Source organism: Bacillus thermotolerans, assembly GCF_000812025.2.
GTDB classification, from domain to species: domain Bacteria; phylum Bacillota; class Bacilli; order Bacillales; family Domibacillaceae; genus Quasibacillus; species Quasibacillus thermotolerans.
In genome coordinates this window covers 71,004-84,571 of record NZ_JWJE02000003.1, presented here as the reverse complement: position 1 = coordinate 84,571, position 13,568 = coordinate 71,004, and the positions used below count along the sequence as shown (strand labels likewise).

The window sequence follows — 13,568 nt, the reverse complement described above, 5'->3', positions numbered from 1 at the left end:
CGACTATTTTTGCTAAAGAAGGAATATTGATGATATGAATTGGTGGACAATTGGTTCCTTAACGGTGCCAGCCTCCCAAATTGCCATGGTGATTGCGTTTTTGTTAGCGGCCCTCATCCTTTGGCTGAAAAAGGAGAGGCTGATGCTGGATGTGTATGGGAATGCTGTGTTTGTGTTTATTTTTACATGGAAGCTGAGCATTCTTCTATTTAATTTTTCCATTGTCAAACAGACGCCGCTCTCTCTGCTGTACTTCAATGGCGGCTGGAAAGGCGTTTGGCTGGGTGCGGCACTGGCGCTTATGTATCTTGCCTGGCGCTGTCCCCGCGAAAAGTATATGCTGGCAGCTTGGGTGTGGATGCTCGTCCTGATCGTGTTCGGTATGGCTGATTCTTTGCTAACCGGACAAGCCGGTGTTCTGGCATTTCTTCAGTTTGCGGGAGGAGTGGCACTGCTGGCTATTCCGAGAAGGGAAGCCGGCCGGACGGTTTGGCTGCTGACACTCTGGCAGCTTTTATTTATGTCATTAGCGGATGAGCTGTTCTCGCCTAGCAGCCTGCTATATGTGAGTGTGGCTTGCTTTTTTACTTTCATCGGAAGGAGGAAACACGTTGGCTAAGAAATGGTTCGGCGTGCTGGTCCTTGTTTTGCTTGCCGGCATTGCCATTATTAATATCATGAAGGATAGACAGGAAATTACGGAGATTGAGAATCCAGGCCTAAAGGTAACGGACGAGCAGATTGCTTCAGGAGCGGCTGTCGGGCTTGGGGTAGGTGAGAAGGCACCAGATTTTAAGCTTCAGACGTTGGATGGAAAAGAGGTCTTGCTCTCTGATTACAGGGGAAAGAAAGTGATTTTGAATTTCTGGGCGACATGGTGCCCCCCGTGCAAGGCGGAAATGCCGCATATGCAGTCCTTCTATGAAGAACAGGCAGAAGAAAGCAATGTAGAAATTTTAGCCGTGAATTTAATGAGCCAGGACAATGGAAAGAAAGCCGTTGCTGATTTTGTGAAGCAGTACGGGCTCACGTTCCCCATCCCTCTGGATGAGAGCGGAACAGCTGGAGAACGGTATGACATTGTAACGATCCCTACCTCTTATATTGTGAATACAGATGGAACGATCCATCAAAAGATTATCGGCCCAATGGACGAGCAGATGATGAAGGATCTTGTGAACGAGATGAAATGAAGCGAAGGCCGATCTCTTTAAAAGGAGCTCGGCCTTTTGGCGTTCGTGTATGGTAAGATGAAAGGAAAGAAGGAGTGGAGAACATGAGAGGACCATCATTTAGAACGAAAGCTGTACATAATCATTTACAGGAATCCCGTCCGTTTAAGAGCAAATCGACACCCATCTATCAAACATCTGTCTTTTCATTTGATAGCTTGGAAGAAATGGAAGGATACTTTGAAGGAAAGACCCCTTATTTGTATACAAGAAACGGCCATCCTAATTCAGATGAGCTGGCGCAGAGCGTGGCTACTTTAGAAGAAGCACCAGATGGCGTAGCTGCTTCCTCAGGACTTGGTGCGATTTTAGCCGGCATTTTATCGGTAGCAGAGAGCGGCGATCACTTAGTGGCTGCGAGCGACTTGTATGGCGGCACCTATCACCTTATCAAGGAAGAGCTAAAGACGTTTGGCATTGAAACGACCTTTGTAAATTTCCGCAATCACACAGCTGTTGAGAAAGCGATTCAGCCAAACACGAAATTGATTTACACGGAATCAGTTACGAACCCTTTTCTTCGTGTAGAAGATATCGACACTGTGACTGAAATAGCGAAGAAGCATGGGCTGTCTACAATGGTGGATAATACGTTTGCGACGCCTTATTTGCTGAAGCCTTACACGCAGGGGGTAGATTTAGTCGTTCATAGCGCGACAAAATATATTGGCGGCCACAGCGATGTTTCTGCCGGTGTCGTCACAGGTCGTACGGAGCTGATTCAAAAAGCGCGCAGCAAGGTGAGCAACCTGGGGCTGAACTTAAGTCCGTTTGAATCATGGCTGGCCTGCCGGGGGTTGAAAACATTAGCTGTTCGCATGGAAAGACAAATAGACAATGCAGAGGAGCTGGCCGGCTTTCTAGAAGAGCACAGTCAGGTGAAACGTGTCTACTACCCTGAGTATGTCTCTGAGCAAGGACGCGGCGCCATGGTTACCGTTGAACTGGAGGAAGGGACAAACATGAGCCGTTTCTTCTCCTCTCTCGGCTGGATTAAAATTGTTCCGTCTTTGGCCGGTGTCGAAACAACGGTATCTTATCCGCTGGGCACTTCTCATCGCTCCCTAACGGATGAAGAGAAAGCGAAACTGAATATTAATGAGCGGCTCGTTCGTATTTCGGTAGGAATTGAGGAGTCTGCGGATATTATCCGGCAGATTCATGCGGCGCTTTCCGAATCTGCCGTTGAAGCTAATTGAAGAGTACAGCAAAGCCAGCCCCCGGATGTTTGAATACGCCGGGGCGCTGGCTTTTTTTGTTCATAACTTGTCCGTTTTCCTCATAGGGTAGAGGAGGAGGGCTGTCGGAGTGAAGGCCTGCCGGCAGCTTTTTTGGTCTTCAGATAGGAGGAGGAGAATGGTGAAGAGAAGATGGGCAGCTGTATTGGCAGCTTCTTGCTTCGCTATGGGAGCGGGAGGCATGTACGGAGGAATGTCCATATTAGGGGACGATGGAGAATCCGCTGAGCTTCAGAGAGGCGGCCAGTCGCATGGACAAGCTGTGCTGCCGGATGAGCTTCATAAAGTGCAGACGGCTTACCAGGTGATTACAGAACGCTATGTTGAAAAGGTGGACCAAGCAGAGCTGGTGGAAGGTGCGATTGACGGCATGGTAGGCTCGCTTGAGGATCCTTATTCCGCTTATATGGATGCTGAAACAGCCAAGCAATTTGATGACTCACTTGATTCTTCATTTGAAGGAATTGGAACAGAGATTACAGTGGCAGATGGCAAGCTGACGATTGTTGCGCCATTTAAGGATTCACCGGCAGAGAAGGCAGGCCTTAAGCCGAAAGACCAAATCGTCAGCATAGATGGTGAATCGGTTGATGGGCTGACGATCTACGAAGCGACGCAGAAAATCCGGGGCAAAAAAGGAACGACGGTCACGCTCAGTGTGATGCGTTCAGGGCTGACGAAGCCGCTGGATGTTAAAGTAAAGCGCGACACCATTCCGATTGAAACAGTATTCGCTGAAGTCGAGGAAGCGGGGAATCGACAGATTGGCGTGCTTGAAATCACTTCCTTCTCAGAGGACACCGCGAAAGATTTCAAAGAAGAGCTGAAGAAGCTGGAGAAAAAGGACATAGACGGACTAATTATTGATGTGCGCGGCAATCCTGGAGGCTTCCTGACGAGTGTGGAGAACATTTTAAAAGAGCTGGTCACAGAAAATAAGCCGTATTTGCAAATTGAAGAAAAGGATGGACGGAAGGTGCCGTACTTCTCTGAGAAAGAAAAGGTGAAGCCTTATCCGATTTCCGTCCTGGTCGATGAAGGAAGCGCTTCGGCTTCAGAGATCTTAGCGGGAGCATTGAAGGAAGCAGAAGGCTACAAGGTGATCGGACAAAGAAGCTTCGGAAAGGGAACCGTCCAGCAGCCAGTGCCGCTCGGGGACGGCAGCAACCTGAAGCTGACTACTCATAAGTGGCTAACACCAGAAGGCAATTGGATTCACGGAAAAGGCATTATGCCGGACATTGAAGTTAAGCAGCCGGATTACTTCTATGCCCACCCGCTGCAGGTAGATGAGCCGCTTAAAAGAGAGATGAACGACGACCGGGTGAAGAGCGCGCAAATGATGCTCGAAGGCCTCGGCTATGCACCGGGACGCACGGACGGATACTTTAGCGAAGAAACTGAAAAGGCCGTCCGCGCTCTGCAAATCAAAGAGGGACTAAAGGAAACAGGTCTTCTCGATAAAGAAACAGCCAGCCGTCTGGAGGAACGGTGGATGGAGGAAATGGGGAAGGAAAAGAATGATCTGCAGCTGCAGGCAGCGATCGCTTACATGAAGAGCCTGGAGCGTTAAATATGTCATAAAAGAGCAATGACAGAAGAAAGGATGTCGAAAACGCCCCATTTTCGACATCCTTTTCGTAAATGTTCGGCTTCTTTTGCAATACATACTCACGCGTTTCCTCTTTTTTTGGTACAATGTTGACTGAAAGGTAAGCAATAGTAAGGTGGGGAACGCCGTGTTACAAGAATGGTTAGTAGAATTTTTAGCAGGGTTAGGGAAATTATTTATTCATCCGCTTTTTTATTTTTCTTTTTTGCTCGCTTTTATAGCTGGAATGTTCCGGGTTTCGAGAGAGCGGAAAGATTTTCAAACACGCGTATATGATATTTACCAAGAAATCCGCTACATTTTGCCTTCGAGTTTATTAATCGGTTTGCTTCTGTCTGTCGTCACGCTTGTTCTCGGCCTCACGCTGCCGATTGAGCTGCTGAATATGATTGCGGCAGTCACGGTCATCTTCAGCCTGGTTGGCTTCCGTCTGCTGTCACCAGCCTGGACAGTCGGTGCGGCGGTTTTACTGTTTTACGCAGCGGAGACGCTTGGCTATTCCTTTATTCCAGATCAGGCTCTTTCCTTTGAAGGCATGCTGGTGACTGTTGTCTTATTAATGGCTCTTCTCGTGATAACAGAGGGACTGCTGATGATTAAGCAGGGGTGGCAAGGGACTTCTCCTCGCCTGACAAAGAGCCCGCGCGGCTTAAAGGTAGGTATGCAGCTTGCACAGCGTCTCTGGCTTGTGCCCGTCTTTATGGTTCTGCCAGCAGGAGACCTGCCTTCTTTTGCTTCGTGGTGGCCGGTGGTTTCCATCGGAGCGGAAGCATATGCGCTTATTTGGTTTCCTTTTTTAGTGGGCTTTGCTCAGCTTATTAAGAGCACGCTGCCGGAGCTCGCTGTGAAAGCGACTGGTAAGAGCGTCATCACGTTAGGTATTGCTTCGCTCGTGCTGGCGGTGGCAGCTTACTGGCTGCCCCTTCTTGCGGTGGCGAGTGCTGTGCTTGTCATTTTGGGCCGAATCTGGATCTCTTGGCGCCATTATTCCTATGAGAGCAACCATCCGTATTTCTTTACAAAGCAGCCGATGGGTCTCATGATTATTGGTATTTTGCCGAACACGCCGGCAAGAAAGCTGGATTTGAAAATCGGGGAGATTGTCCATAAGGTAAACGGCATTGCCGTCAGAAGTGAAAACCAGTTCTATGAGGCGCTTCAAAAGAATGCGGCCTACTGCAAGCTTGAAGTAGTCGATGTAAATGGACAGAACCGTTTTGTTCAAGGGTCGCTGTATGCCGGAGAGCATCATGAGCTTGGCCTATTGTTCGTCGAAGAGGAAAGCGAGTATATTTTAGGAGAAAACTAATCCTGTTTTTTTAAACGAAGAAGCCCGTCAGCAAGGACAAGCTTTTGTCTGCTGGCGGGCTTTCTTTCGTACATAATCAATACGGCGAATCCCTTTTCAGAAGGATGGGAGCGCGATGGATGATGATAAGGCCTCACATGACATATTGTTTACAGAGTGCGAAAGCAATGCATAAAAAATAAATAAGTGGTACAAGCTGATAAGGCGATAAAGAAGAGAATATTGGGAAAGGAGGAAAAGTCAATGATGAACAAATGGCTGCGTATTTTGCCGGCTCTCTTCCTGTCCAGTGCGGTACTGATGGCTTGTAATAATGATGAGCCAGAAGTAGAGGATGAGAATATGGAGCAAACGCCGGATAATGGCAATGTGGATGATGACGGCAATATAGATGACACAAATGAGGACACGGATGTTCTTCCTGAAGGTGAGGACGGAATGGGAGACGACGGCGGGGTTCTTCCTGATGGCGAAGGCGATATGAATAATGAGGAAGAGGACATGATTCCTGGAGAAGACGACGCCTTGAATGAAGAGGAAGAGATGACTCCTGGTGAAGGCGAAGAAAACGGAGATATCATCGACGATAATGAAGTATTAGAGAATGAGCTTCCGACTGATGAGAATCAGAATGATGAAGATCAAAATCAATAATGTCATAATCACGCAAAGAGTACTGACGAGCGAAGTCAGTGCTCTTTTTATTTAAATAATGAATTGCTTATATAAGTAAATTGTTATATGATAATGGACGGGACAGGAGGTGCGTATGAGGTGAATAAACAATCAACTGTTGAGATCGAATCAGCGGCTCACGTATTGAAGCTGCTTGGAGATAAGACTCGATTGACGATGATGAAGCTGCTGCAGGCGAATGAGTGCTGTGTGTGTGAGTTTGTAGAGATTTTCGAAATCAGCCAGCCAGCCGTCAGCCAGCATGTTCGCAAGCTGAGAGATGGAGGTCTTGTAAAGGAAACACGGAGAGGGCAGTGGATTCATTATTCTATCAATGAAGAGAGTCAGCATTATGAGCTTGTTCAGCAGCTTCTTCATTATTTGCCGGGCCAGGAGAAGCATTTGGAGGAGCTTCAGTCAAAAGGCTTGCGCATTATTTGTAAGTAAACGGAGGTTTTATTGTGACAGCAACTGCATTAGCTGTAGTTATCTTTCTAGCAACGCTCATTTTAGTTATTTGGCAGCCGAAGGGATTAAATATTGGGTGGTCTGCCTGTGGCGGAGCGGTGCTTGCTTTATTAGCCGGTGTCGTTGACTTTCAAGACGTCATCGATGTAACACAAATTGTTTGGAACGCCACGTTAGCGTTTATTGCCATTATTATTATTTCTTTAATTCTTGATGAAATTGGCTTTTTTGAATGGTCTGCTTTACATATGGCCAGAGCCGCTAAAGGAAACGGCGTGTTAATGTTTGTTTACGTGACCATTTTAGGAGCGGTCGTGGCGGCTTTATTCGCCAATGATGGAGCTGCATTAATTTTAACGCCGATTGTTTTAGCGATGGTGCGGGCATTGAATCTCAAGGAAGCGATGGTTTTTCCGTTTATTATGGCCAGCGGTTTTATCGCGGATACAACGTCCTTGCCGCTTGTCGTCAGCAACCTTGTGAATATCGTATCAGCCGACTTTTTCGGTATCGGGTTTGTTGAATATGCAACGCGCATGATCGTGCCAAACTTCTTCTCTTTAGCGGCCAGCATCCTGGTGCTATATCTTTTTTTCCGCAAAAGCATTCCGAAGAATTATGATACGGCACAGCTGAAGAAGCCTGTGGAAGCGGTGCGGGATATAGGCATGTTCCGCTTATCCTGGGCAGTGCTCGCGGTTCTGCTTGTCGGGTATTTTGCCAGTGAATTTGTAGGGATTCCGGTTTCGATTATCGCCGGTATCGTGGCGATCTTCTTCTTGATGATGGCGAGAAGAAGCCCTGCGGTTAACACGAAAAGCGTGCTGAAAGGCGCACCGTGGAATATTGTCTTTTTCTCCATCGGTATGTACGTCGTTGTGTACGGCTTGCGAAATGCGGGCTTAACGGATGTACTATCGGGTGCGATTCAAGTTGTCGCCGATCAAGGACTGTTTGCCGCAACAGTCGGCATGGGCTTTATCGCAGCGGTTCTTTCTTCAGTCATGAACAACATGCCGACCGTTATGATTGACGCTCTGGCTATTGCGGACACGAATACGAGCGGCGTAATCAGAGAAGCCCTTATTTACGCGAACGTTATCGGTTCAGATTTAGGCCCGAAAATTACACCGATCGGTTCTCTTGCTACTTTATTGTGGCTGCATGTCCTTTCACAAAAAGGCGTGAAGATTTCATGGGGAACGTATTTTAAAACGGGGATCATCTTAACCATCCCAACCTTGTTTATTACACTCGTTGGGCTGTATGTATGGTTGCTTATCATTCATTAATAAAACATTAACGAAGCAAAGGAGATGCAGCACATGGCGAAAAAAACGATCTATTTCTTATGTACAGGCAACTCTTGCCGCAGCCAGATGGCGGAGGGCTGGGCAAAGAAGCATTTAGGCGACGATTGGGAAGTGCGCAGCGCAGGCATTGAAGCGCATGGGTTGAACCCGAAAGCGGTTAAAGCAATGAATGAAGTGGGTATTGATATTTCAAGACAGACATCAGATGTGATTGATCCGCATATCTTAAATCATGCAGATCTAGTTGTCACCCTTTGTGGTGATGCGGCGGATAAGTGCCCAGTGACACCACCGCAGGTGAAGCGGGAGCATTGGGGATTTGATGACCCGGCGAAGGCACAGGGAACAGAGGAAGAAAAGTGGGCAGTATTTCAGCGTGTCCGCAATGAAATTGGAGAAAGAATCAAACGGTTTGCCGCAGAAGGGAAATAGTCACCCCGTGAAAAACTAAAAAAAGTGCGGCTTTATCACCTCTAAAAAAGGCCGATTTTCGCCGTTTTGCTCGTTTTCTTCCATTATATGGTTCTAATTTCATGATCTAAGGATTGACGGAAAAAACGCAATCACGTAAAGTAGAAGTATATATAGAAGTGAGGTGAGGATGTTGGGAAGGCAATAGAAAGAGACATAGTAATGTTTGCAGGCAGTGTTACTCGGCTTATGGACGACTACAATCGAGCTGATTTTTGTACGCAAACAGGCCGGATCAAGCCTCAGCGCGCGAAAAAAGGTCGGTTGAATAGTAGTAACTATTCTTAATTAACGGAGGTGTAATTCCTTGTAGTACAAATGGTCACTACAAGGATCTTATTTGGACGACATATTTAATTTAATCATGGTTGCTATTCTGATTGCATTAACAGCGTTTTTCGTAGCGGCTGAGTTTGCAATCGTGAAAGTGCGCGTTACAAGGATTGACCAGCTGGCAGCAGAGGGACGCCCTAATACAAAAGCAGCTAAGCAAGTAGTGACAAATCTTGATGAGTATTTGTCCGCGTGTCAGTTAGGTATTACGATTACAGCTCTTGCGCTTGGTTGGCTTGGTGAGCCGACGGTAGAACGTCTGCTTCATCCGTTATTTGTGGAGCTTGGGATGACTGGACCGATTGTTAGTGTTGTATCCTTCTTAGTTGCCTTCTTTGCTGTTACATTTTTGCACGTTGTCGTAGGTGAATTGGCACCGAAGACAATTGCTATTCAAAAAGCAGAGCAGGTCACCTTGTTGTTTGCTAAACCATTGATTATCTTTCACCGCTTAATGTATCCATTTATTAAAGTCTTAAATGGATCAGCGAGACTGCTTATTCGCTTACTTGGGTTTAAACAAGTTTCTGAAAGTGAAGTAGGTCATACTGAAGAAGAATTGCGAATGATCTTGTCTGAAAGCTTAAAGAGTGGAGAAATCAATCAGTCAGAATATAAATATGTGAACAATATCTTTGAATTTGATGACCGTCTAGCTAAGGAGATCATGGTGCCACGTACGGAAATTGTGGCGTTTGACAAATCTCAGACGGTAGAGGAATGTCTCGAAATCGTTAGAGAAGAGAATTATACGCGTTATCCTATTGCGGATGGCGACAAGGACCGTATTATTGGTCTTGTAAATATGAAGGAAGTATTGACAGACTATATCATGGATGAGACGAAGAAGAATTTAACGATTGATCACTACGTCCGTCCCGTTATTCAAGTTATTGAGTCTGTTGCCATTGACGACCTGCTGGTGAAAATGCAGAAGGAGCGTACGCAAATGGCCATCTTAATTGATGAATACGGAGGTACTGCCGGACTTGTGACAACGGAAGATATTCTTGAAGAAATCGTCGGGGAAATCCGTGATGAATTTGACCAGGACGAAGTGCCGATGATTAAGCGTATTAACGATCAGCAGATGGTGCTGGACGGCAAAGTATTGCTTAGCGAAGTCAACGATTTATTCGGTTTAGATATCGATGAAGAGGATGTTGACACGATCGGCGGCTGGATTTTGACAGAGAAGCTGGAAGTCCAGGAAGGAGCCGCAGTAGAATATGGGGATTGTATCTTCAAAGTAGTTGAATTGGACGGTTACCATATTAAGTCTGTAGAAGTGACAAAGCAGCAGGCAGCGCCTGCTCCGATATTCGAAAGTCTGGAAGCGGAAGGTCTAGAACCAGTTAAAGAAGCCTGATTTGCATCTGCAAATCAGGTTTTTCCTGTTTAGGTATCTTTTCATTAAGAGATCGTTCCTTTACGGAACAGCTCGGCCACAGCATGCGGCCGATTTTGGGCATCAAGCTTTTTTATAGCTGACTTTACATATTGCTTGACAGTAAGCTCGCTGATTTCCATCGAAGCGGCCATCTCTTTCGTACTTTCCCCCCAAGCGATTCTCTTCATCACCTCGAGCTCTCTTTTACTTAATAGGGGGGCCTCTGCTGTGCTGTTAGAGTCGTGAATCAGCTTTCCGAGCAGCTCGCCAAATAAGGTAAGGGAAAGCAGCATCTCTTCATCGATAGCAGGGTCTGCTGGAAACTGGGTGCTGCAAATATAGCCGATGACTGAAGAACCGAAAACAATAGGAACGACAGCCATTGCATTGACAGAAGGGGCAAGTATATACTTGCTGGTGATTTGCTTCAAGTACTCCACACCTGCGCAGTACTTTGCTTTCTTCTCACGGATAGCAGAATAAATAATCGGCAGTGAACGGATATCGTCTCTCAGCTCTCGAATATGTACGAAGCCTGCTGGGTTTAGAGAGATCACCCCTTCGCCGAGATAGCCGATCGGAGAATACCGCAGCAAGTACGCATCCAGTACAGGGAAGAGGTTTATATATACCTCAAGCGATTGGCATAACAAGTCTTCGTGGCTTGGGGCAGCAGTTAGTTTTTGGACATGCTCACGGATAGTGTGTGCAGAGGGCACAATATCATCTCCTTTTAGGGGATATAATATCACCAAAATTAGGAATATTCAAATTATACTAAATATTTTATATTTTAAATAAGCATTTTAAGAATTTGCTGTTCTTGAAGTGTACACTATCCACTGAAGAAAGGAAGATGTTTCGTTGGCTAATTTAGATCCGCAAGCAAAAGCGTATTTGGAGGCATTTTACCAAGGACCCTTGCTTCAATCCATGGAACCGCAGGCAGTCAGAGATCTTTTCGCACAGATGCCTCCGGTAGAGATAGAGCTGGCACCGCTCGCTAAAGTGGAAGACCGGCAGATTCCTGTTGGAGAGAATGAAGAGATCGGTATTCGAGTATACACTCCGGAAGGACAAGGTCCTTTTCCTATATTCGTTTACTATCATGGCGGCGGCTGGGTAATTGGTGACTTAGAAACAGTCGACGCGAGCTGCAGAGAGATCGCCAACCAGACAAATAGCGTGGTCGTTTCAGTGGATTACCGATTGGCGCCTGAATACAAGTTTCCTACACCAGTGAAGGATTCGTACGCGGCATTGCAATGGGTAAGCGAGAATGCCGACTCCATTAATGGAAACGCTTCCAATATCGTAGTCGGCGGCGACAGTGCCGGCGGAAACTTATCAGCTGTTATGTCGTTATTAGCGAGAGAGCAGAACGGTCCTGAAATTTCGGCTCAAGTGCTGATTTATCCAGTAACAAGTCTCGATTTCAACACGAAATCGTATGAGGAGTTTAAGGAGGGCTACGGTTTAGATAAAGACCTGATGATCTGGTTTGGAGATTACTATATTAATAATGAAGAAGATAAGAAGAATGTGCTTGCTGCTCCTTTATTAGCTGCTGACTTAAGCAATTTGCCTCCTGCCTTCGTGATCACGGCGGAGAATGACGTGCTTCGCGATGAAGGAATGGCTTATGCTAAACGCTTAAGAGAAGCGGGTGTAGAAGTGGAAGAGGTATGCGAGAAAGGCTTGATTCATGGATACTTTACGAATATGGCTGTCTTCCCTGAACGAATTAAGGGCACGATCTCAAGCTTTGCCAAGTTCCTTGATAAAGTAAACAGCAAAGTAAAAAATCCTTAAGCCAAAAAGAGAGAATAATACAAAGGGAGTTGACTAAATGACACTTAAGCAACAGAACAACCCAATCACTGAGGTAGATGCGGTGGTAATCGGAGCAGGGTTTTCAGGACTTTATATGCTGTATCGTCTGCGCGAGGCAGGCTTTTCAACAAAAGTAGTGGAAGCAGCTGGCGGTGTCGGCGGCGTATGGTATTGGAACCGTTATCCAGGAGCACGTTGTGATTCGGAGAGCATTTATTATAATTACTCCTTCTCTGAAGAGCTTTATAAGGAATGGACGTGGTCCTCCCGTTACCCTGAGCAGCCGGAAATCCTGCGCTACCTCAATTTTGTGGCTGATAAGTTTGATTTGCGAAAGGACATTCAGTTTAACACCCGTGTAAATTCTGCTGCTTATGATGAAGAGCAGAATAGATGGCAGGTACAGCTAGATAGCGGTGAGCTGGTATCGGCCAAGTACTTTATTACAGGCGTGGGCTGCATTTCCACTGCTAACTTGCCAAATATCAAAGGGGTCGATCAGTTTAAAGGCGATTGGTATCATACCGGACACTGGCCGCATGAGAAGGTAGATTTCACCGGCAAGCGAGTCGGCGTCATCGGCACTGGTTCGAGCGGCATTCAATCGATTCCTGTAATTGCTAAAGAGGCTGCCCACTTGACGGTTTTTCAGCGGACTCCGCAATTCAGCGTGCCGGCGAAAAACCGCCCTTATGATCCAGAGTTCATCCGGCAAACAAAAGAAAACTATCAGGAGATCAGACGGCAAATGAGAGAGACTCCTATCGGCGTAGGAGCACAATACAGAGACCGTTCTATCCTTGATGATACGCCTGAGGAACGTCAGAAGGTCTTGCAGGAGGCATGGGATAAAGGCGGCTGGCACATTTTATTTGCTTACAATGACCTTATCACAAATGAAGAAGGGAACAAATTAGTAGCTGACTTTGTCCGCTCAAAAATCCAGGAAATCGTCAAGGATCCTGAGACAGCTGCTAAGCTGACGCCTGATCATTATTATGGAACAAAGCGTGCGATTATCGATACCGATTATTTCGAGACGTATAACCGTGATAATGTCAGCCTAGTGGATGTCAAAAAAGCGCCGATTCAGGAAATTACTGAAAACGGTATCCGTACAGCGGACGGTGAATATGAATTGGATGTGATTGTGTTCGCTACAGGCTTTGATGGAATGACAGGTTCCTTGTTTAAGATTGACATCAAAGGAAGAGACGGTGTGTCTTTAAAAGAGAAGTGGGAAAATGGAGCCCAGACGAGAACATATTTAGGATTAACAACAGCTGGATTCCCGAATATGTTCATGCTGACAGGGCCGGAAAGTCCTTCTGTTTTAGGGAACATGCCTGCTGCTATTGAACAGCATGTAGAGTGGGTGTCCGACTGCCTGGAGCATTTACGTGAAAATAACGTAGCTGTTATTGAACCAGAGGGGAAAGCGGAGGATGAGTGGAGCCGCCACTGCAGAGAGCTCGCTGATGCGACTCTTTATGTGAAAACAGATTCCTGGTACACAGGAGCCAATATTCCAGGAAAGGCACGCGGTTTCCAAATATACGTAGGAGGCTATGCTCCTTACCGTCAAATTTGTGATGAGGTAGCCGAAAAAGGCTACGAAGGCTTTTCCTTAACAGTTGCTGAACAAACGACACCTAGCTAACAGAACGCCTGGCTTTAGGCTGCAGACACTTCTC

13 protein-coding genes are annotated in these 13,568 nt (G+C 46.4%); 12 read left to right on the top strand and 1 reads right to left on the bottom strand.

Annotated features, from left to right (window positions below; genetic code table 11):
• The first annotated feature begins 34 nt into the window (after positions 1-34).
• The 10 genes from QY97_RS19440 (at position 35) to QY97_RS02345 (ending at position 10,020) form a co-directional block, all read left to right on the top strand.
• On the top strand, positions 35-619 hold the full coding sequence (locus QY97_RS19440; protein ID WP_052717117.1) for a hypothetical protein: 585 nt from the start codon (positions 35-37) through the stop codon (positions 617-619).
• Entirely contained in the window at positions 612-1,193 is a 582-nt protein-coding gene (locus QY97_RS02385; RefSeq protein ID WP_039230879.1) for a redoxin domain-containing protein, read from the top strand. Before QY97_RS19440 ends, QY97_RS02385 begins: the two co-directional genes overlap by 8 nt.
• Positions 1,194-1,276: 83 nt before the next feature.
• Positions 1,277-2,431 carry a trans-sulfuration enzyme family protein gene (locus tag QY97_RS02380; RefSeq protein WP_039230877.1) on the top strand — a complete coding sequence of 385 codons (1,155 nt, stop codon included), beginning with the start codon at positions 1,277-1,279 and terminating at the stop codon, positions 2,429-2,431.
• A gap of 160 nt (positions 2,432-2,591) precedes the next feature.
• The gene (locus QY97_RS02375) at positions 2,592-4,043 is read left to right on the top strand and encodes a S41 family peptidase (protein ID WP_039231015.1); all 1,452 of its coding nucleotides are present in this window, start codon (positions 2,592-2,594) and stop codon (positions 4,041-4,043) included.
• Between the two features lie 166 nt (positions 4,044-4,209).
• Entirely contained in the window at positions 4,210-5,391 is a 1,182-nt protein-coding gene (locus QY97_RS02370) for a PDZ domain-containing protein (RefSeq protein ID WP_039230873.1), read from the top strand.
• A 243-nt stretch (positions 5,392-5,634) separates the two neighbouring features.
• The gene (locus QY97_RS02365; protein WP_039230870.1) at positions 5,635-6,045 is read left to right on the top strand and encodes a hypothetical protein; all 411 of its coding nucleotides are present in this window, start codon (positions 5,635-5,637) and stop codon (positions 6,043-6,045) included.
• A gap of 120 nt (positions 6,046-6,165) precedes the next feature.
• Positions 6,166-6,513, top strand: a complete 348-nt coding sequence (locus tag QY97_RS02360) for an ArsR/SmtB family transcription factor (protein WP_232506217.1) — start codon at positions 6,166-6,168, stop codon at positions 6,511-6,513.
• 14 nt (positions 6,514-6,527) lie between these two features.
• Entirely contained in the window at positions 6,528-7,826 is a 1,299-nt protein-coding gene (locus tag QY97_RS02355; protein ID WP_039230867.1) for an arsenic transporter, read from the top strand.
• A 33-nt stretch (positions 7,827-7,859) separates the two neighbouring features.
• On the top strand, positions 7,860-8,279 hold the full coding sequence (gene arsC, locus QY97_RS02350) for an arsenate reductase (thioredoxin) (RefSeq protein ID WP_039230865.1): 420 nt from the start codon (positions 7,860-7,862) through the stop codon (positions 8,277-8,279).
• Between the two features lie 403 nt (positions 8,280-8,682).
• Positions 8,683-10,020, top strand: a complete 1,338-nt coding sequence (locus QY97_RS02345; protein WP_039230860.1) for a hemolysin family protein — start codon at positions 8,683-8,685, stop codon at positions 10,018-10,020.
• 44 nt (positions 10,021-10,064) lie between these two features.
• Here QY97_RS02345 and QY97_RS02340 read toward each other — a convergent pair whose 3' ends face one another.
• The gene (locus QY97_RS02340) at positions 10,065-10,760 is read right to left on the bottom strand and encodes a LuxR C-terminal-related transcriptional regulator (RefSeq protein ID WP_039230858.1); all 696 of its coding nucleotides are present in this window, start codon (positions 10,758-10,760) and stop codon (positions 10,065-10,067) included.
• Between the two features lie 145 nt (positions 10,761-10,905).
• On the opposite strand from QY97_RS02340, the gene QY97_RS02335 reads away from it, so the two are divergent.
• Together QY97_RS02335 and QY97_RS02330 are read left to right on the top strand one after the other, a co-directional pair.
• A complete protein-coding gene (locus QY97_RS02335; protein ID WP_039230855.1) occupies positions 10,906-11,853 on the top strand; it encodes an alpha/beta hydrolase in 948 nt (315 codons plus the stop codon).
• A 37-nt stretch (positions 11,854-11,890) separates the two neighbouring features.
• On the top strand, positions 11,891-13,534 hold the full coding sequence (locus QY97_RS02330; RefSeq protein WP_046128659.1) for a flavin-containing monooxygenase: 1,644 nt from the start codon (positions 11,891-11,893) through the stop codon (positions 13,532-13,534).
• Positions 13,535-13,568: the final 34 nt, after the last annotated feature.